This window comes from Gilliamella sp. ESL0254, assembly GCF_013344985.1.
GTDB classification, from domain to species: Bacteria; Pseudomonadota; Gammaproteobacteria; order Enterobacterales; family Orbaceae; genus Gilliamella; species Gilliamella bombicola.
In genome coordinates this window covers 649,172-667,327 of record NZ_JAAEDU010000001.1, presented here as the reverse complement: position 1 = coordinate 667,327, position 18,156 = coordinate 649,172, and the positions used below count along the sequence as shown (strand labels likewise).

At 34.8% G+C, this 18,156-nt stretch carries 23 protein-coding genes; 15 read left to right on the top strand and 8 right to left on the bottom strand.

Going from position 1 to position 18,156, the window contains the following annotated elements; translation table 11 throughout:
• Positions 1 to 113: 113 nt before the first annotated feature.
• The 5 genes from GYX25_RS03165 to GYX25_RS11310 are packed head-to-tail and all read right to left on the bottom strand — an operon-like array spanning position 114 to position 4,582.
• The gene (locus GYX25_RS03165; protein ID WP_174786702.1) at positions 114 to 1,118 is read right to left on the bottom strand and encodes a hypothetical protein; all 1,005 of its coding nucleotides are present in this window, start codon (positions 1,116 to 1,118) and stop codon (positions 114 to 116) included.
• The gene (locus tag GYX25_RS03160) at positions 1,115 to 2,113 is read right to left on the bottom strand and encodes a phage integrase (RefSeq protein ID WP_174786701.1); all 999 of its coding nucleotides are present in this window, start codon (positions 2,111 to 2,113) and stop codon (positions 1,115 to 1,117) included. Before GYX25_RS03160 ends, GYX25_RS03165 begins: the two co-directional genes overlap by 4 nt.
• Before the next feature lie 14 nt (positions 2,114 to 2,127).
• Positions 2,128 to 2,940, bottom strand: a complete 813-nt coding sequence (locus GYX25_RS03155) for a hypothetical protein (RefSeq protein ID WP_174786700.1) — start codon at positions 2,938 to 2,940, stop codon at positions 2,128 to 2,130.
• Positions 2,941 to 2,942: 2 nt separating this feature from the next.
• The gene (locus GYX25_RS03150) at positions 2,943 to 4,211 is read right to left on the bottom strand and encodes a hypothetical protein (protein WP_174786699.1); all 1,269 of its coding nucleotides are present in this window, start codon (positions 4,209 to 4,211) and stop codon (positions 2,943 to 2,945) included.
• A gap of 14 nt (positions 4,212 to 4,225) precedes the next feature.
• A complete protein-coding gene (locus GYX25_RS11310) occupies positions 4,226 to 4,582 on the bottom strand; it encodes a helix-turn-helix domain-containing protein (RefSeq protein ID WP_174786698.1) in 357 nt (118 codons plus the stop codon).
• A 142-nt stretch (positions 4,583 to 4,724) separates the two neighbouring features.
• Between GYX25_RS11310 and GYX25_RS03140 the strand changes: the two genes are divergently transcribed.
• The 6 genes from GYX25_RS03140 (at position 4,725) to GYX25_RS11240 (ending at position 6,924) form a co-directional block, all read left to right on the top strand.
• The gene (locus GYX25_RS03140; protein WP_065585298.1) at positions 4,725 to 4,964 is read left to right on the top strand and encodes a MerR family transcriptional regulator; all 240 of its coding nucleotides are present in this window, start codon (positions 4,725 to 4,727) and stop codon (positions 4,962 to 4,964) included.
• A gap of 151 nt (positions 4,965 to 5,115) precedes the next feature.
• Positions 5,116 to 5,460, top strand: coding sequence for a hypothetical protein (locus GYX25_RS03135; protein ID WP_086320062.1), 345 nt, complete (start codon positions 5,116 to 5,118; stop codon positions 5,458 to 5,460).
• On the top strand, positions 5,461 to 5,676 hold the full coding sequence (locus tag GYX25_RS03130; protein ID WP_174786697.1) for a DUF2732 family protein: 216 nt from the start codon (positions 5,461 to 5,463) through the stop codon (positions 5,674 to 5,676).
• Positions 5,676 to 5,888, top strand: a complete 213-nt coding sequence (locus GYX25_RS03125; RefSeq protein ID WP_174786696.1) for a TraR/DksA family transcriptional regulator — start codon at positions 5,676 to 5,678, stop codon at positions 5,886 to 5,888. Before GYX25_RS03130 ends, GYX25_RS03125 begins: the two co-directional genes overlap by 1 nt.
• A 64-nt stretch (positions 5,889 to 5,952) precedes the next feature.
• The gene (locus tag GYX25_RS03120; RefSeq protein WP_174786695.1) at positions 5,953 to 6,771 is read left to right on the top strand and encodes a DNA adenine methylase; all 819 of its coding nucleotides are present in this window, start codon (positions 5,953 to 5,955) and stop codon (positions 6,769 to 6,771) included.
• An 18-nt stretch (positions 6,772 to 6,789) separates the two neighbouring features.
• Positions 6,790 to 6,924: a hypothetical protein gene (locus GYX25_RS11240; RefSeq protein ID WP_255457019.1), complete on the top strand. Its 135-nt coding sequence runs from the start codon at positions 6,790 to 6,792 to the stop codon at positions 6,922 to 6,924.
• Here the strand turns inward: GYX25_RS11240 and GYX25_RS03115 are convergent.
• Positions 6,907 to 7,179 (bottom strand): hypothetical protein, encoded by a 273-nt coding sequence (locus GYX25_RS03115; protein WP_174786694.1) that lies wholly within the window; start codon positions 7,177 to 7,179, stop codon positions 6,907 to 6,909. The genes GYX25_RS11240 and GYX25_RS03115 overlap by 18 nt on opposite strands.
• A gap of 66 nt (positions 7,180 to 7,245) precedes the next feature.
• On the opposite strand from GYX25_RS03115, the gene GYX25_RS03110 reads away from it, so the two are divergent.
• The 4 genes from GYX25_RS03110 (at position 7,246) to dcm (ending at position 11,556) form a co-directional block, all read left to right on the top strand.
• A complete protein-coding gene (locus GYX25_RS03110) occupies positions 7,246 to 9,393 on the top strand; it encodes a replication endonuclease (RefSeq protein ID WP_174786693.1) in 2,148 nt (715 codons plus the stop codon).
• Between the two features lie 121 nt (positions 9,394 to 9,514).
• Complete coding sequence (locus GYX25_RS03105) at positions 9,515 to 9,688, top strand: hypothetical protein (protein WP_174786692.1); 174 nt, start codon at positions 9,515 to 9,517, stop codon at positions 9,686 to 9,688.
• A gap of 45 nt (positions 9,689 to 9,733) precedes the next feature.
• Positions 9,734 to 10,630 carry a type II restriction endonuclease gene (locus tag GYX25_RS03100; protein ID WP_174786691.1) on the top strand — a complete coding sequence of 299 codons (897 nt, stop codon included), beginning with the start codon at positions 9,734 to 9,736 and terminating at the stop codon, positions 10,628 to 10,630.
• 5 nt (positions 10,631 to 10,635) lie between these two features.
• Entirely contained in the window at positions 10,636 to 11,556 is a 921-nt protein-coding gene (gene dcm, locus GYX25_RS03095; protein WP_065574065.1) for a DNA cytosine methyltransferase, read from the top strand.
• 339 nt (positions 11,557 to 11,895) lie between these two features.
• Here dcm and GYX25_RS03090 read toward each other — a convergent pair whose 3' ends face one another.
• Both GYX25_RS03090 and GYX25_RS03085 read right to left on the bottom strand, forming a co-directional pair.
• Positions 11,896 to 12,882, bottom strand: coding sequence for a phage portal protein (locus GYX25_RS03090; protein ID WP_174786690.1), 987 nt, complete (start codon positions 12,880 to 12,882; stop codon positions 11,896 to 11,898).
• Between the two features lie 2 nt (positions 12,883 to 12,884).
• Positions 12,885 to 14,666: a terminase large subunit domain-containing protein gene (locus GYX25_RS03085; protein WP_174786689.1), complete on the bottom strand. Its 1,782-nt coding sequence runs from the start codon at positions 14,664 to 14,666 to the stop codon at positions 12,885 to 12,887.
• 151 nt (positions 14,667 to 14,817) lie between these two features.
• On the opposite strand from GYX25_RS03085, the gene GYX25_RS03080 reads away from it, so the two are divergent.
• The 5 genes from GYX25_RS03080 (at position 14,818) to GYX25_RS03060 (ending at position 18,156) form a co-directional block, all read left to right on the top strand.
• Positions 14,818 to 15,657: a GPO family capsid scaffolding protein gene (locus tag GYX25_RS03080; protein WP_174786688.1), complete on the top strand. Its 840-nt coding sequence runs from the start codon at positions 14,818 to 14,820 to the stop codon at positions 15,655 to 15,657.
• Between the two features lie 62 nt (positions 15,658 to 15,719).
• Positions 15,720 to 16,730, top strand: coding sequence for a phage major capsid protein, P2 family (locus GYX25_RS03075; protein WP_174786687.1), 1,011 nt, complete (start codon positions 15,720 to 15,722; stop codon positions 16,728 to 16,730).
• Positions 16,731 to 16,741: 11 nt separating this feature from the next.
• Entirely contained in the window at positions 16,742 to 17,389 is a 648-nt protein-coding gene (gene gpM, locus GYX25_RS03070; RefSeq protein ID WP_174786686.1) for a phage terminase small subunit, read from the top strand.
• Positions 17,390 to 17,482: 93 nt separating this feature from the next.
• Positions 17,483 to 17,953, top strand: coding sequence for a head completion/stabilization protein (locus GYX25_RS03065; protein WP_174786685.1), 471 nt, complete (start codon positions 17,483 to 17,485; stop codon positions 17,951 to 17,953).
• The gene (locus tag GYX25_RS03060) at positions 17,953 to 18,156 is read left to right on the top strand and encodes a tail protein X (protein ID WP_174786684.1); all 204 of its coding nucleotides are present in this window, start codon (positions 17,953 to 17,955) and stop codon (positions 18,154 to 18,156) included. Before GYX25_RS03065 ends, GYX25_RS03060 begins: the two co-directional genes overlap by 1 nt.

Genomic DNA, 18,156 nt, shown 5'->3' with positions numbered 1-18,156 from the left:
ATTATGAGTTCTTTAAAGCTGTATTTAAAATCAATAACTTATAATCAAATCAAGCGGTTAGAAATACATATATAGACATATTTTACTATATAAAAATATTTTCAACCGCCATTTTATCGCCATGATTTCTTTGCACTATAAACATGAGAATGAGCTTGATATATTGTTCTTTTGTTATACCGATTTAATAATTCAATGTTATTTCTATCATAATAAACATGGATTATGTTACCTTGAACTTCTTTACATCTTTCAATCATTTTATTATGATTGTCCGATATCCATCCTTGTGATTCTGCAAATTTATTTAAATTTGTGAAAGAATAAATGATAAAAGACGAAGAACTTAAATTAAATTCAATAATAGAGTTTACATTATCTTCAATACTATTAAAGCCCCTGTCTGAAAGTAATACCGAATGGTTATCGTAACAATTTATAGTTATTGTTTTATAATTGTCTTTATTTTCATATATATTTCTAGCAAAAGACTCCAACATGTTAATTTTTTCCCCTTTATGCTCAAATTCTATTAAAAGCATAAATAAACCTTTTAGCCATAACTTGTATTGTTCTTTACTTACTCCTAAAAGGTTATATAAATAATTCAGATGTTTTACTTCCCCGTTTATTATCTTTCTATATGTTTCTTGGTATTTCTTGTCAGTTGGTATATATTGTAAAATTGGTTTTAAAGTATTAATTGTTTTCTTTATACAGAAAGGATTTCGAAGTGAATTGAGTGTTTTAAGTATAAAAATATTAAACAATTCATTAAGAATATCTTTATCTCTATTATCTATTTTTTTAAGTAAGCTTTTTGTATGAATAATGATGTTTGATTCATATTTATTAAATAATAATTCAAAGTTATAACGTAATTTTTTAGATTCATCATCCACGTCAAAACTATATAAATCAAAGATAGATAAATTATTCTCAATTAACATCCCTTTATCATTTTCCAATTCAATTTTAAATGATTCTCGGTTAACAATATTAAATGAATATATTCTTTGCTTGCTAGGTTTAGCTTTCGGATTAATTGCATTTAATCTTTGCTCCGCTTGGGAAATATAATGCTGATTTATAGTTTCGTTGATAAATTTTTTTATCATTTTGAACCCAACGGATTCAACCTTACCGCATCTTCAAAGTGATCAGGTGCAAAGTGTGCGTAACGCATGGTCATTTTGATATCGGTATGGCCGAGGATTTTTTGCAATACTAAAATATTACCGCCATTCATCATAAAATGGCTGGCAAAAGTGTGGCGTAATACGTGGGTTAGTTGCCGATCGGGTAATTCTATTCCTGCACGATCGATTGCTGAGCGGAACGCCGAGTAACAGGGAGTAAATAAGCTACCATTCTTTTTGGGGATTTCGTTAAAGAGTTTGTCACTAATTGGAATGGTTCTATTACGTTTGCCTTTGGTGTTAATGTAGGTGATTTTTCCGTCTTTAACTTGTGCGCCCTTTAGGCTTTCGGCTTCGCTCCACCTTGCTCCTGTTGCTAGGCAAATTTTAACAATAATGGTTAAATCGGTAGCGGTGCTTTGCTCACAAGATAATAGGAGTTCATGAATTTGCTCTTTAGTAAGATAAGCCATTTCTTGCTCATCTGTTTTAAATGGGCGTATTCTTTCAAGCGGATTGCTATGTTGCCACTCTCCTAGTCGAATTAACTCATTAAACATAGCTTTAAAATAAGTTAATTCAAGATTCATTGTACGAGGGGCAACATTCTTTATCCTATCTGTTCGAAATATCTCACCATCAATACGCTTTTGACGATAATTAGTAAACTGTTTGGCTGTAAAATGAGTGGCTAATGGATCATTAATGCATTCACAAGCAAATAACATCGCTTTTAGGCGTGTTTGCCCGTCTTTAAGCGTTTGCCCATGTAATGAGTACCAACTGTTAATTAAATCCGATAAATGGCGTTTATCAATTTTTTCACCTAACCAAGGCTTTTCGTTGGTTTGCTCTTCTAAATAACTTTCATAAGCAAGTGCCTCACCTTTGGTGGCGAAAGTTTTACGAACTCTACGACCACCATCAAGGTATTTTTCGAATAGCCACTTGCCGTTATTTTTACGTACAGTCATTTTTCAACTCTTAGCTATTTACAATTATCTACGACATCTACAGTTCTCAAAATTAATCCTTTTTCTAAAATGCTGACTGGTAAATATAAAATCTCATTGTCAAAACAGTTTTCCTTTTGACCATTTAGCTCCTTTGTAATAATTTTTTTTGCGACTAGGTTATTGTCATACTGTCTTAATAAAACATAGTTTTGGTTGTTATAATTAAACATTTGATATTGTTTATGTTTACCACTCATTAAAATAAAACTTAAAAATGTCATTCCCACAAGAACAAGCCATATAATAATCCATATAAAAAGGTAAAAAAATGATTGAACAAACCCAGTTGATCGAAATATTTTAGAAAGAAAATAAAGAAATAAAAGAGAAAAAATCGAGATAATTGTTACAGGTAAAAATAGCCTATAAAAAATACTTTCGTTAAAGTTATAAATACCAATAGATATAGATACAAATATTATTACAATGATAAGTAAATGAAATTTTTTTACTGGTTTTACATTTAAAGGCAATGTTTGATAGCATCTTAAATAATCAAATACAATTGGCAACATTGCTGGGATAATTATAAATAAAGATAACATGTTATTTTTTATAATAGTAGACATTGGTAATGATATTAAATCAATATCAAATCCATAATAAACAGCAGTTATTGCCTCGCATACATATGCACTCATATATAGTAAAGCAGTTAAAACAACAGCAAAAAAACCTATATCCTTAAATAAAACACCATCTTTTGGAACATCATTATTTTCTAGTAATATAGAACTTGATGCACTATAACAAGTTATTTTTTTTGATTTATTTTTTTTGTCCACAATCACTCCCCTAACAATATCTCACCAGTTTCTAAAAAGTTTAAGAAATCGCTTTCATTCATGATGCTAATTCCCATTTCTTGTGCTTTTTCAATTTTGTTTTGGCTAGCGTTATAACCTATGCATAATATTTGCAAGTTTTGAGTAACACTTTTTCTTACTGTTAGATCTTTTGCTTCTACTAGTTCGATTAATCGTTGTTTATCGGCTTGTTTAAACCCTGTAAAATGAATATCAAATGTTTCTTTTTTAGCTTTACTTTTTTTCCTCGAACTTTCAGCATTATTGCTAATTTGTAATACACGGGTTAAAAACTGCTTAATAGAGTAATCATGATAATCATATTCAATAGTAGACATAATGCGTTCTACTTTAAACGTTCGAATTTCATCACGAATAGCACAGATACCAGAAAAATAAATTTCACCATATTGGTTAATCAATACTTTATTTAATTTTAAATAACGATGGCTAATATCATCATTTACGTCAGAATAAGAAAACTCAATATCTTTTGAGCCTTTCCACAATGTTTTTAGTTTAGATTCAAAATTATCTTTTAAATATCGATCACGTTCTTTAGCTTTTTTCTCTTTTTCTTCTTCTGCTGTTGGAGGTGTGTAAGAAATGCTTCTGACTGGATTCTGTTTCTTTTCTTTTTTTGCTTCTACTTTAATTGCTTTTTTGGCTTTAGCTTTAGCTCTGGCTTTTAAAATTTTTTCAGGTGAACTTTTAGACATCTTGTTGTTTTTTTGTTTAACATTAGAATCTAGATGTTGTTCTATTATTTCTTTTTGATTGTTATCTTTTTCTACTTGTTTGGAATTTGTAACATTAACAAGAGAAACTTCTTTTTTGGATGATATTAACTTGAATAAAATAAAACGTATTGCTACGAAAAGAGTAAATATTATTGAGGAAAAAAAAGAGATAACAATTGCAAATGATGATGACAAAAATAACACTTCATTCTGATCTTTATCAATAGATACAGCCAAAAGAATTGATATGCAAAAAATTAAAAAACTAATGCCACTAAATTTTAAAACTACTTTGTTGGTGCTTGTTATTAATTTTTTTACGGTCAAAAACAGAAAAGATACTAAAAAACCTAAAGCTGAAAAGAAAAATAAAACGACAATAAAAAGACTTAACATTATAGATTTTTCGTCGTAATTAGTTGCCAATGAAATAGAAGAAACAAATGCAAAAAAACAAACAATCATAAATAAAAATAATACTTTATTTGAAAATAGATGATTGTTTGTCATCTTTTAATCTCCTATCAAATCAATTTAGCCTTTAATTCGTTAAACTCTTGATCGGTTATTGCACCCTTTTCCTTCAGGTTGGCCAGTCGTTCCAACTTTTCTAGCGTTTCATCTGTTAGAACGGCTTCTTTTGATTTTTCATTCGGTAAAAATTCACCTTCACCATTAGCTAACCATTCTAATGAAGCTCCTGTTTCAGCCATGCAACGCACTACTATATCTGACGGGAACTGATCCCTTTTATAGCGTTGAACAAGACTTGCAGAAGATATATTCAAATGATTAGCCAACATTAATTTAGTTTTAAAACCATAAGCTTTTAAAACTCTGTCTAAAACATCTGCGCCACCAGTATCAAAATTGATTTTCACAACTTAATCACCTAATTAGTATTTGATTCAAAAAAATTAATAAAATCCTATTTACATTTATTTAATGTTAATTTATTATTAACTAAATCCTAATTTTATTATATATAAACACATATAAACACCTAACTAGGAATAATGCACTATGACGCCAAGAATATCAATAGCTATTTCAGCGCCTTATGTCACTGTTGATGAATTTGCCCGTGTATCAGGTATGAATCCTCGCACAGTAAAAAAATACATTAGTGAAGGCAAGCTTCCTATCCGTAAAAAGCAAATCACAGGCAAGTACGACCGCTCTACAACTTTTATCAATATGGTGGCTTTAACCCTTGAGGGAGCTAAAGCCTTTAATCCTGAGTTAAATATTAAAGAGGAATAAGTAATGAGCCACGCAATCTATTTAAGCCCAAAGTCGGCTAATAAGTCGACTTTAATTTATATCCAGACTAATAGACACAATCCGAAAGGCTATATCGAAAAGTCAAACGGGCAAGTAATTAAGTTGCATCAGCCGTTAATAGGTGATGAAGATGAATGTAGCACAAAGCACTCAAACCATTGAGCCACGTAGTTTTTTGCGTGAATTTCACCAAATATTAAGCGGTAAACGCAGTTTAGCCAGATCGGCTTTTAACAATTTAAAGCCTGGGCAAAAACGTTTATTGCTGAGTGCGTCGGGCATCGAATTGCGTACAACGGAAATTTATAACTCAGATAGTCAATTTACTCATGCTTGGCAAATGCAATATGACGATCTGACAGATAAAGAAGTCGACGACTTAAAGAAAGGTTTACGTCGGTTGCAAGCAATTATTGATGCATTCGCACTATGTGAAGAAGAAGATTTTAAAAAAGAAACCAAAAAGGTGGCATAAATGAAAATGACAGCATTATCGGGCGATGCATTACTGCAAGCCTTGAAACAAGCTAAAAACGAAACCAAAAGCGGGTTATGCGATGTATTTACTGCAAAGCTGGAACGACTAGCTACACATATCCGCACCAACTACTTAACACCGACCGAATCGGCGGAGCTGTTAGAGCAAGAAGCCGAAGCGATGCGTAACCAACATTATGAGAACCGGAACTGATGCGTGATGTTATCGACCGAGCCAATGACATTGCTCAATTAGAGCTTGATAACTTGATTGCAAAAAGAAAAGTTTACACCGGCAAATCATCACTTTATTGCTGTGAATGTGGCGAGCCGATACCAGAAGCAAGACGTGACGCCGTTCCGGGTTGTAGTTTGTGTGTTTATTGTCAGCAGATTTTAGAAGCAAAAGGTAAGCACGGAATATAACGAATAAGAATATTTCAATTAAACGAAAGGGGGCAATCAGCCCCAATCTTTAAGGCTCAAAAAAATGTTAGAAAAATCCTTTTTAAAATGGGTCGGCGGTAAAGGTCGGCTTATTCCTCAGTTATTACCACACATGCCAGACGGAAAGCGGCTAATAGAGCCGTTTGCTGGGGCGGGTAATGTGTTTATCAATACAAATTATAGTAGCTATATATTAGCTGATAAAAACCGTGATTTAATTAACGTTTATCGTTGGTTACGTGATGACTTAGCCAAATTAGTAAATACCGCTCAATCACTATTTGATAGTGACATCGATTTTTATGAAGTTCGCTGCCGCTTTAATTGCAATATAACGCAACCATTTACGTTAGAACGTGCTGCTGAATTTATCTATTTAAATCGCCATTGCTTTAACGGTGTTTGCCGTTATAACCAAAAAGGTGAGTTTAATGTACCGCACGGCAAATATAAAAAGGTTTACTTCCCGAAAACTGAACTAATCGAATTCAGCAACAAGCTGATCTCCGTCCCAGTTACATTAATGGCGGCAGATTTTAGGGCGTCGATAGAAATGGCCGAAGCAGGCGACGTTATTTATTGCGATCCGCCGTACATTTCAGGAACTAAAAACGATATTTTTACTGGCTACACTCCCCATAAGTTCAATTACCCAGTTACAAAATTGTTACGTGATTTACTGGTCCATGCTGTCAGGCGTGGAGCAACTGCGATCGTATCAAACAGTAACAACACTATAGTAAAGGGTATTTTTAGTGATTTCGAAATCTACGAAATCGACGCCCCGCGGTCGGTGGCAGCAAACGGCAATCGTCAGCCCGCAAAAGAAATTATCGGCGTGTTAACGCCGGATATGATTTAACAATAAGGATGAAAAACTATGAAAAACAAACAGATGAGCAATAAAGCGCAAGCTAATGACAAACTTAAATATATTGCAAAATATGAACATAAACATGGCCGCACAGATGAAAGCAACCATTTGAGAAAAACTATCTTAGGGATGTACAAATAAACTATCGTATTTATGTGGGTTTAAATCATCTTTATATAAATCGATAAGCCCCAAACGAGCAATACTTTGAACTAAATCTAAATATGAACCGAGACCATAAGTTATGATTTTTCGATATACAACGCCATCTTCATTTTGTATTCCAATAACCATTGGGTTGCCGCCAAGACCTCTTGCGTCAACTTGTTCAATGATTTTGGTTATTTCACTATCAATCTTACTAATTGCAACGCCTTTAATGTATTTATCTTCCATATTGGCCACCTTTTTTTGTTATGTATTTTTAAATACAGTATAACATACAAGATTAGAGAAAATCACATGACCACAATCACGCAAAACCTACCAATATTAAGTGATAGAGTTAAACACGCTCTGCTTTCTGGTATGCGTGATTTTTACGATACGGTCGGCAAGTTTTTACCAAATAAAGAAGTTATCAGAACGCCAGTTAATCCACATGCATTATCACCTAAAATGCCACAAGGGCTTTCATATAGTGAAATAAAGTTATGGCAAGTAGATACCGAAGATCATAATTTTAGAGCTAATTATTTTTCTGGTTTGCCAGATTTTTTAAGTAGCTATTTTGCAAATGAATACATCAAATTATTTCAAACAAAAAGCCGAAAAGCCGCCAATACATTTTTGCGTAAAACACTTGGCGGTAATATTAAATCAAGACTTGATCTGGTTAATAAACAATATGAATTTATTAAACCAAGCACACTATCTATTAACTTTTCTGCTGAGTTTGATAACTTACCTACATTTGGCAGAGAGCGAATTGCTGAACTTAGTGTCGAAATTGCCCGTTATATAGATAAACTTATACAACACTTATTAGCGGATCATGAATTTTGTTTATCTGCCAATGAGGTTAATCAGCTTGGGCTTGAGCATCAACTTTATAAATCTGTTTTAAATGAACTTGACGGCATCAATATCGTACCGCCCTACTTTGCCGATTATAAAAATGGAAAGTTAACCAATGAAAATATTGTCAGAGCGTTGGCAAAATTAACTAATGAGGATTGGTGGTATAACAAGCTAAAAACTCGTCGAGATTTCCAACATGAACATTTAGCCATTGCAGTTGGGCAAGTACAAAAGAAAGCTACCCCGTATGCCAGTCAATCTTGCCAATCAGAATGGAAAGAACAAAAGCGACGCAATAAAAAATATTTAGAACAAATGGCAATTGAAAATCAAGAAACTGGCGAACAAATAGCACTTGATTTGCAGGTATATAAATCAATTTCCAATCCAGCTATTCGTCGTGCTGAGCTAATGACTCGAATGCGGGGCTTTGAAGATTTGGCTGATGAAATGGGTTATACCGGTGCATTTATTACATTAACAGCTCCTTCAAAATATCATAGTACCTACTCAAAAGGCGGATTTGTCGAAAATTGGCAAGGTAATAATCCACGTGAAACTCAAGCCTATTTGTGTAAAGTATGGTCAAGGATTCGAGCAAAGCTTAATCGTGAGGATATTAAGTTTTTTGGCTTCCGTGTTGCAGAACCTCATCACGACGGCACACCGCATTGGCATATTTTAGTTTTTATGCGTCCCGAAGATTTACAAACAGCTTTTAAAGTAATGTGGATCTATGCCATGGATGAAGACGGACAAGAAAAAGGTGCCGCAAAAAACCGCTTTGAATTTACCATGATCGATAAAGAAAAAGGCTCAGCAACTGGCTACATCGCTAAATATATTTCTAAAAATATTGACGGTTATGCGTTGGATAATGAAGTAGATGATGAAACTGGTGAAAACTTAAAAGAAACATCTAAAGCTGTTACTGCATGGGCAAGCCGTTGGAAAATACGCCAATTCCAACAATTAGGCGGCGCACCTGTCACCGTTTGGCGAGAACTACGAAGATTAAAAAGCCAAAAAGTGGAAAATAAAATTATCGATCCTGTTTTAGCGTCCGCTGATATTGGCGACTGGGCAGCATATACAAATCACCAAGGTGGTCCAATGGTTTTACGCAAAGATTTAAAAGTCAGGCTATCTTACGAAGAAGAATTGAATCAATATGAGGAAGTAATTAAAAAAATAAAAGGCGTATTTTCACCATTATCGGGACTAACGTCCTTTATTTGCACAAGACTTATTAAATGGAAAATAGTTAAAAAAGAAAAACCAAGCAAGGACCTTGACCTTAAAAAACGTGCGGCACGCACGCCTTGGAGTTCTGTCAATAACTGTACGCAGATTAAAAAATTACCGCAGTGCGATCAGCGTGAAGAAATTAGAAAACAGTTAAAAACAATCGGCCTGCCTGACGATAATTTCACTGTGAACCGGCTTTATTTACGTGAAAGTATAAAAATCAGCCACAACCAGTATTTAAAATTAGATAACACTTTAAACGGTGTGCATCTTATCGTTAGCAATTCACCAAGTCGGCCTAGAAAGCCCGTTAAAAATGATTTTGTTGAGTTTGATTTTTAGCTTTACATGGTTTTATGTAATAAAATCATACAACTAGACATTGATCACATTTTTTTACTTTTTTCTTGCTAAAAAATTACTGTATAAATATACTGTATATAAAAACAGTAAGGTATTAGAAATGGACGAATTAGAAAAAGCAAAAAAAGTAGAGAGAGCTGAATTACTTATCCGTGTTGTAACAGAATCCGAACATCTAACAGAGCGTGATAAAGATATCACACTGTTTTGGATTCGTGATTTATTGGAACCTTTAAAAGAATTTGTCACTAATAATAACGAGATAAAAAATTAAATTTACTGTAATATTGTCCGACTATTTTTATCTTATAGGCAAAAAATGATTAATAATTTTACTCCGCTAATTCGGTTACCCGAAGATGAAGAAAAACGTTTTTCAGAATTTATTAAAGCAAAAAGAAAAGAATTGATTCTTCCACCAAAAGAAACAACTACGATTGCAAGAAATAACCACCATGATTTTATAAATAAATTGCTTGAAAATGGAAGAATTTCAGAGGCAATTGTACAGCTGAGAGAATTATCTTACGATGAATTTTTAAAACAAGAATCAATTTTTAATGGCGAAATTTTGAAGGAAATTGCTAATATTTTTGATGCTCCTAAAAATTTATTAAATAAAATTAGTGATGAATTATTAACGCTATCTGGTGTGTCAAAAGAGGATTTTTATACTCGCTTAAATCAGTTATTTGGTGTTTATTCTGGTTATATAAGTCCATATATTTATCAGCTTTGCTTAAGTAACACACAATCAAGAAGATCTCGTGCAGGAAAAGTATTTGAAGGTATAATTTATTCATTATACGATTATTTTGGATATTCTTTTGAGTCACAAGCTAATATTGGTAAAAAAGCCTTTGATAATCTTGGATTAGGTAAAGTCGTTGATTCCATTCTTCCAAGCGTTGAGGCATTTAAAAAATTAAGAAATAGAACTATCGTCGGGTCAATGAAAACAACTTTAAGGGAACGTTGGCAAGAAGTAGTTGAAGAAATTCAACGTTCTAATTTGCCAAATATTTATTTATTAACTGTTGACGATGATATTTCTGAAAGCAAAGCAGAACAAATGGGACAACATAATATTATTATTGTTGTTTTAAATTCTGTCAAAATATCTAAAAAATTAGCATCTAGACATAATGTTATAGATTTTGAAACTTACTTCAACAGGGACATCCCTAGTGTATTAAGTTATTGGATTGATAATTAAATTTTATGAAAATTATAGATTTATTCGCCGGTATTGGTGGCATACGTTTAGGTTTTGAGTTGGCATCTAATAATATTGAATGCGTATTTACATCAGAAATAGATCAGCATGCCATAAAAACATATGTTGAAAATCATGGTAATGAAAATATTTTTGGTGATATAACCATGATTAGTGAAGAGGATATTCCTGAGCATGATATTTTATTAGCAGGTTTTCCCTGTCAGCCATTTTCTCAAGCTGGACTAAAAAAAGGTTTCTCAGATACAAGAGGAACGTTGTTTTTTGATATCGAACGTATTTTACTTAAACGAAAACCTAAAGCTTTCTTGCTAGAAAATGTAAAGCAACTAAAAGGACATGACAAAGGTAATACATTAAAAACTATTCTGATGCATTTAGAACAGGCCGGTTATAAAGTCTATTATGATGTTTTAAAAGCTAGAGATTTTGGCATTCCTCAGAATAGAGAACGAATTTATATCATTGGTTTTCTTGACCATGCAGTTCAATTCTCTTTTCCTGAACCGCTGAATAAACCGACAAAAGTTGGTGATATCTTGGAAAAGAATGTTGATCAAAAATACACTATTTCCGATAGACTGTGGGCTGGACATCAGAGGCGAAAAATTGAAAATAAAGCCAAAGGTAAAGGATTTGGTTATAGCCTCGTCAATTTTGATTCCGAATATACTAATACAATTTCTGCTAGGTATTATAAAGATGGAAGTGAAATTTTAATCGAGCAAAAAAATAAAAATCCTAGGAAATTAACACCTAGAGAAGCAGCAAGATTACAAGGATTTCCTGAAAATTTTAAAATCCCCGTATCTGATGTACAAGCATACAAACAATTTGGAAATAGTGTATGCGTTCCAGTAATAAGAGCTATTGCAAAAAATATGATACTAGCAATGCAAAAGTAAATGCACGCCTACACTGCACGAAATCGCAAGATCTAAAAAGGATCTCGGATAGCCAAAGCCCTTATACTAGGGCTTCTTTTGTGGCATTTGCAATTCTGCACAGTTTCACACACTTTTAATGCGATGGTGACGTGGGGTTTCAACATCGCAATTTTATCTATACCTTTTCAATCATCATCAAAATGCCCAATTATATTAAAAATCAAGCATACTGATAGATAAAATGAGTAAAGGACTAATCACCACACAATAAATAAAAAAGTGTCAACATGAGCGTTATAGAGAGAATTTGAATGGAAGGTAATAAAAAAGCCCATTCGGGCTTTAGTTTTGTGATTGTTATTCAAGGCTATAAGAGTTAAATTTTACAACTTCCTCCCCCATCCAGTCATTAAGCTGTAAAAATCTATCTTGCAACGGTTTAATTTCATTGCGGGCAAATACTTTAGAGGCTTTTTCTGGATCACCAAATCCCCCCGTGTTTTTTGGTGTGATGCCCATCAATGATGGTGGCACTCGGTGTGCTGTTAAGATATCATCTTGGCTTACTGATTTGATGTCTGCAAAATTATCTTTAGCGGCCACTTCTCCAACGGGTATCAGTTTTAATCCATCTGGCTTACCGTTTGGTGAGTACATTAGCAAATTACGGAAGTTGCCAGGTCCTCGACTGCTTTGTAATGCTTTCTTTAATTCTTCAATATCTTTTTCGTTATGTGATGGATTAGACAAATATAAAATAAACCCAGCATGCGAACCATTTTTATAATAACGTTGACGGAATACGGTAGCCGAGTTATCTAGCCAAATAGAATTTATCGATGCTAAATATTCAGGTAATCCGTAAATCTCTTGATTTATATCAGGTGCTAGCATATGCCAAACTGAACCTTTTTTAAATTTATGTTCTTCCCAATATTTATCAATATACCAATATTCGTTTTCTTCAACACCTCGCCGTGTGTATTTCGCCAGTGTTGGTTTTAGCCCCTCGGTTTGCTTTAGCATATTTGTTCGTTTTTCGAGATAGCAGTTACCCAATATTAAAAAATCATTAGCAATGCGTTCGAATGCCTGACGTGATAAGTATTTATGAGGAATAAAAGTACTGGTTAAGATATTTCGTTTAACGTATATCGGGCTGCTATGATATGACGATGAACTAAAGGTATTGGCCAGCGTATCGAAATTAACTGGCGGTTCATACCAATTGCCGCACGATGTGCATTGTAAATAATTTAATAAGTCTTTGGCATCGGCTAAAGGCTCACGATCGCCGAACGTAAAACATTCTATTTTTTCATCTTGTTGTATTAATTCTGTCATGACTAAAACACTCCCATAAATCCGCTGTTGCTGTTTGCTCCGCCAATGCTTTCTAGCGGCTCGTTATAAATTGCGTGCATGGTTGCCCATGCAATATCGGCATGTGATACATCTTCATTACGATCAGCCACATACGTTACATAACGCTGGCTGGCCGTTAATGTTTTTCGAATTGCCATAAATGATTGGGCTAAGTCTGTCCAACCTGCATCAAACTCTAAACGCTGACGTCTGATCACATCTTGCATTTTCAAAATTAGTCTTTGTTTAATTTCAATTGAATATTTAAATGCTACTACGGCGGGATAAAATTGCTTAACTAGTTGATAAACACCCTCGCCTAACCCAGTAGCATCTATACCAATGTAGGTAACGTTATAGCGTTCAGTCATTTTTCGAATGGCTTCGGCTTGTGTGGCAAAGTCCATACCTGTCCATTGATGCTTTTCAATGACTCGGAATTTTCCACCCTCAACCAATGGTGGTGAAACAACAGCACAACCAGCACTATCACCCGTATGTGACGGGTCATAACCGATCCATACTGGCCGTTCACCAAGTGGGCGCATTGCAAATGGCTTATAATCATCCCAAACATCCCAAGAATCGACCATACACGGCTGTAAACTGGATAGCGGAAACACTGATGATGAATCATCAATAAAATTACATAAAAATAAATTAGCGAACTCATCGGGGCTATATTCTAGTTTTAGTTGATTAATATCGAATAAATCAAAGCCAAGTTTTTCCGCATCTTCAATGGTGACAATCTGACGCCATTGTCCATCAGCACATAATTTGCCATTTTTTAAAGCCTGATGAGAAATATCAACATTAATACGTTGCTCTTTTCTGCGCCCTTTATTAAATAGCTCGCCAGTCCAGAATTTATACGCTTCGTGATTAATGCTAGAAGGTGTTGAAAAGTAAGTTTGTCGCCAACGTTTTTGGCTAGACATACCCGAAGCAACTTTACGCAATTCTAAAAATTTATTAATCCAAAAATATTCATCCAGATATAAATTACCGTGATAACTTTGTGCCGTTTTAGAGTTGGTACCTAAAAAGTAAAGGCGAGCATCATTATGAGGAAAATGTATGACTTCCCCTTTCAGATCCATATCGATACCGTGGAAAAAATCAATAATATATTGCCGAAATTGAAATGCTTGTGATTTTGATGCGGATAAAAATATCTGATTACGCCCAGTATTCACAGCATCAACTGCCCCTTCCTGCGCAAAAAACATAGTTGCCCCAATTTGGCGTGATTTATTTATGTTTCTAATGCGATTTTGCATACCAGCTCGGTACCAAACTTTTTGATGCTCATATAAGCCATCATTAAATAGTTCGTTAATTTTTTCGATCTGCTCATCAGTTAAAAGATTAGTTTTAGGCTTTTGCTTCGGCTTGGCATTACGGTTAGCAATATTAGGGTTTAAATCAACTTCATTACCGCCATTTTGATATTTTTCAATTCTGGCCGTACGTTCCAGTTGACGGCTAAGTAAATCAATCTCTTTAAAATCTTTGCCTTCTTTATTTGGCTTGATAACAAGATGGATTAATTGCGCTTCAAGAACGCCGTTAACCCTATCCAATACGGTTGACTCATCCCACCTATCACGCCGTTTCCAGCTATGGATAGTATTAATATTTTCATTCAACAATTCAGAAATACGGCTAATACGATACCCAGCCCAATACAGCGATCTGGCCGCTTTTCTTGGATCGGTATTATCGCTAATTAAATGATCTAATAAATTGACGTTTACCATGTGTTCTCCTTTAGTAACTCCAATTTACCTATCATTTTTGTTTTTTTATGTTTGTTCAGGTTGTAAAACTCTAATTTACAAGTTGCCCGAATTGCTCTCTTTTGTTTGTCAATTCAACATAAGGCAAAACAATCAGCTAAGGATTACAACAATGGGCACAGAAGTTAAAAAGTCAAAAAAAATTAAATCAAAATGGTTTCGTGTTGCGGTCGAAGGTGCTACCACCGACGGACGTAAGATCCAAAAAGAATGGATCGAGCAAATGGCAGAAAACTATAATCGTGATGTTTATGGTGCACGTATCAATTTGGAACATATCAAAGGTTATTCACCTGATAGCCAATTCAAACGCTATGGCGATGTATTAGCATTACGAGCAGAGGAAATCAAAACCGGTCCATTAGCTGGCAAGCTAGCATTACTTGCACAAATTGAACCAACCGATGAACTCATTGAGCTTAATAAAGCTAAGCAAAAAGTTTATACCTCTATCGAAGTTAATGCCGAATTTGCTGACACAGGCAAAGCTTACCTTGTTGGTCTTGCTGTTACTGACGACCCTGCTAGCCTTGGTACCGAATTTTTAGAATTCAGTGCAAAAGCAAACGTTAACCCGTTAGCTAGCCGTAAACAATCACCCAATAACCTTTTCACTGTTGCCGAAGAAACAGTGATCGACTTTGAAGAGGTGGATCCCCAAAATGATACCGCTTTTAGTGCCATGTTAGATCGTCTAACGGGTTTATTTAAAAGTAAATCAGAAAAAGACTCAACTAAGTTTGTACAACTTGGTGAGATTATCGAACAGTTCGCAACGGCGACAACTGAACGCTTTACTAATCTTGATGCCAAAATTGTTGAATTAACCAACGAACTTACCAAAGTAAAAAAACAAAATACTGAGCTTGTCGAGCTATTGAGTGAACTTCCCGAATCGCCAGAACGGCCAATTTCGGCGGGCGGATCCATGGACACTGAAACCGACTGCTAAAAGCAGACGATTAAAACCAATGATAACAAACAAATAAGATTAACTGAATTAGGAACCCCATAATGAGAAATGAAACCCGAAAGTTATTTAATGGATTTAAACACCGCATTGCACAGCTTAATGGCATTGATGATGCCAGTGAAAGTTTTGCTGTCAATCCAGAGGTAAACCAAACATTAGAAAAACGCACCCAGCAATCATCTGAATTCTTAAGTAAAATTAACTTTGAATTTGTTGATGCCCAAGAAGGTGAAAAAGTTGGCGTTGGTGTAACAGGCACAACAGCCAGCACAACCGATACCACAGCACAAGAACGTGAAGCTGTAGATATCTCAGATCTAAACCAATTCCGTTATCGTTGTGAACAAACCAACTACGATACATCAATCCGTTATGCAAAATTGGATGCATGGCGCCACAAAAAGAACTTTCAAACCCTTTTGCGTGATGCCCTAATTAAACAAAAAGCATTAGATCGTATTATGATTGGATTTAATGGTACCCATCGTGCTTCAACTTCCAATAAAACCACATACCCTTTACTACAAGATGTAAATAAAGGTTGGTTACAACATTACCGAGAAGATGCACCTGAAAGAGTAATGAACGAAGGTACAGTGACGCCAGGTAAAATTATTATTGCCAGCAACGGTGGTGACTATAAAAACCTTGACGCATTAGTCTATGATGCCGTTGAAAACTTAATCGATCCAGTTTATTCAGAAGACACCGATCTAGTTGTTATTTGTGGTCGTGGATTACTTCATGATAAGTACTTCCCTATTGCTAACGAAGCAGATAAAAACACCGAAAAAGTAGCGGGTCAAATCTTACTTGCTAAAAAATCAATTGGTGAATTACCAGCATACCGAGTGCCCTACTTCCCTAAAGGAGCAATGCTAATTACATCTTTTAGCAATTTAGCTATCTATATTCAAAATGAAACAGCCCGCCGTCAAATTATTGACAATCCTAAACGTGATCGCATTGAAGACTTCCAATCTGCCAACGAAGCCTTTGTTGTAGAACGTTATGATGCCGGCTGTTTAATTGAAAATATTGAAGTCAGATAAGGGAAAGATAGATGATATCACCAGCACAAAAGTTTTTACAAAAACATTACGCTCAAAAGGAGCGTAATACAGACAACCTGCGAGCAATAAACGCTTACGAAATGATGCTAGCCAAGCTAAATAACGATCGTATTCGTTTAAAAAAATTTCAATCAACAGAAGCAAAAATTGAGCTTAAAAAGCAACTTATTCCCGAATATATGGATTGGATTAACGGCGTGCTTGAGTCTGATAATGCTCAGCAAGATGATGTATTTATGCGTCTAATGGTATGGATGATTGACACTAAACAATTTGAGCTTGCCTACCCGCTTGCTGAACACGCATTAAAACACAATTGGGTTACACCCGATGAGTACCAACGCCAAACCGCTACACTAATTACCGAAGAATTAGCTAATACAACGCTAGCACAAATTAGCAATAAGCAAACAGTTAACGCTGATGTTTTGCTTAAATTTGCCGAATTAGTGGCTGATAAAGATATGTTTGATCAGGTCAGAGCAAAATTAAATAAAGCTATTGGCTATGTGTTAAAAGAAACACAGCCAGAGCAAGCTTTAGGCTATTTAAAACGAGCACTTGAACTTGACGAAAGTTCAGGCGTAAAAACAGCTATTAAAGAATTAGAAAAGGCCTTAAACAAGACCGATTCTTAACTGGGTGAACCCTCACACCTCGGCGGCACAGAAGCAATAAATGTATTTTACATGTTAGCGCTTTTGTCCACCGCCGATCAACAAAGGTAAATTATGAACGACTTTACGGCTATCGCAAGCGCTAACAAAGCTGACAATCTCGAAATCAGTAATATTTCGTTTTTTCCAGCAATTAATGTTAATGATGTTCGAAAAACTCAGCGGCTCGACGGCACCGTCACAACTGAGCGATTAAAAACAGCAATTGCCAGTGCAATTATTGCAGTAAATGACGACTTATATAACTGGCGGCTAACAAAGCAAGCGGCAGGTATTACATCAATTAACAATTTAAATGACGAGCAAATTAATGGTGAATCAAAATATTTAATTTTATACAAACATGCGGTTTATTCGTGGGCAAATGCATTATTGAATGAACAGTATATTAATTTTGATGCAACCGCAAAAGTCAAAGGTGACATTGAACCTAACATCGAAAGCGTGGGCAACTTATACCGCAATGCACGTTATGCAATTCGTGACATCTTGGGCAAATCACGATCAACCATGGAATTGATTTAATGATTATCTATGCAATGCAAAATGAAACCGTTGACGCATTGGCGTATCGAATTTTTGGCAAAACAAAAGGGATTGTTGAAATTATTTATCAAAACAACCCAATGCTATGCGAATTACCGGCAATGCTCCCTATGGGCACCGCATTAAATGTGCCTGAAACCGTGCCAGAACCAGAAAAAAAACGATTAAACTTATGGGATTAA

Excerpts from the sequence above, each read along its gene's own strand:
- GYX25_RS03165 (WP_174786702.1), bottom strand. The coding sequence starts at position 1,118 with ATGATAAAAAAATTTATCAACGAAACTATAAATCAGCATTATATTTCC.
- GYX25_RS03160 (WP_174786701.1), bottom strand. The coding sequence starts at position 2,113 with ATGACTGTACGTAAAAATAACGGCAAGTGGCTATTCGAAAAATACCTT.
- GYX25_RS03150 (WP_174786699.1), bottom strand. The coding sequence starts at position 4,211 with ATGACAAACAATCATCTATTTTCAAATAAAGTATTATTTTTATTTATG.
- GYX25_RS03140 (WP_065585298.1), top strand. The coding sequence starts at position 4,725 with ATGACGCCAAGAATATCAATAGCTATTTCAGCGCCTTATGTCACTGTT.
- GYX25_RS03135 (WP_086320062.1), top strand. The coding sequence starts at position 5,116 with ATGAATGTAGCACAAAGCACTCAAACCATTGAGCCACGTAGTTTTTTG.
- GYX25_RS03130 (WP_174786697.1), top strand. The coding sequence starts at position 5,461 with ATGAAAATGACAGCATTATCGGGCGATGCATTACTGCAAGCCTTGAAA.
- GYX25_RS03125 (WP_174786696.1), top strand. The coding sequence starts at position 5,676 with ATGCGTGATGTTATCGACCGAGCCAATGACATTGCTCAATTAGAGCTT.
- GYX25_RS03120 (WP_174786695.1), top strand. The coding sequence starts at position 5,953 with ATGTTAGAAAAATCCTTTTTAAAATGGGTCGGCGGTAAAGGTCGGCTT.
- GYX25_RS11240 (WP_255457019.1), top strand. The coding sequence starts at position 6,790 with ATGAAAAACAAACAGATGAGCAATAAAGCGCAAGCTAATGACAAACTT.
- GYX25_RS03115 (WP_174786694.1), bottom strand. The coding sequence starts at position 7,179 with ATGGAAGATAAATACATTAAAGGCGTTGCAATTAGTAAGATTGATAGT.
- GYX25_RS03110 (WP_174786693.1), top strand. The coding sequence starts at position 7,246 with ATGACCACAATCACGCAAAACCTACCAATATTAAGTGATAGAGTTAAA.
- GYX25_RS03105 (WP_174786692.1), top strand. The coding sequence starts at position 9,515 with ATGGACGAATTAGAAAAAGCAAAAAAAGTAGAGAGAGCTGAATTACTT.
- GYX25_RS03100 (WP_174786691.1), top strand. The coding sequence starts at position 9,734 with ATGATTAATAATTTTACTCCGCTAATTCGGTTACCCGAAGATGAAGAA.
- dcm (WP_065574065.1), top strand. The coding sequence starts at position 10,636 with ATGAAAATTATAGATTTATTCGCCGGTATTGGTGGCATACGTTTAGGT.
- GYX25_RS03090 (WP_174786690.1), bottom strand. The coding sequence starts at position 12,882 with ATGACAGAATTAATACAACAAGATGAAAAAATAGAATGTTTTACGTTC.
- GYX25_RS03085 (WP_174786689.1), bottom strand. The coding sequence starts at position 14,666 with ATGGTAAACGTCAATTTATTAGATCATTTAATTAGCGATAATACCGAT.
- GYX25_RS03080 (WP_174786688.1), top strand. The coding sequence starts at position 14,818 with ATGGGCACAGAAGTTAAAAAGTCAAAAAAAATTAAATCAAAATGGTTT.
- GYX25_RS03075 (WP_174786687.1), top strand. The coding sequence starts at position 15,720 with ATGAGAAATGAAACCCGAAAGTTATTTAATGGATTTAAACACCGCATT.
- gpM (WP_174786686.1), top strand. The coding sequence starts at position 16,742 with ATGATATCACCAGCACAAAAGTTTTTACAAAAACATTACGCTCAAAAG.
- GYX25_RS03065 (WP_174786685.1), top strand. The coding sequence starts at position 17,483 with ATGAACGACTTTACGGCTATCGCAAGCGCTAACAAAGCTGACAATCTC.
- GYX25_RS03060 (WP_174786684.1), top strand. The coding sequence starts at position 17,953 with ATGATTATCTATGCAATGCAAAATGAAACCGTTGACGCATTGGCGTAT.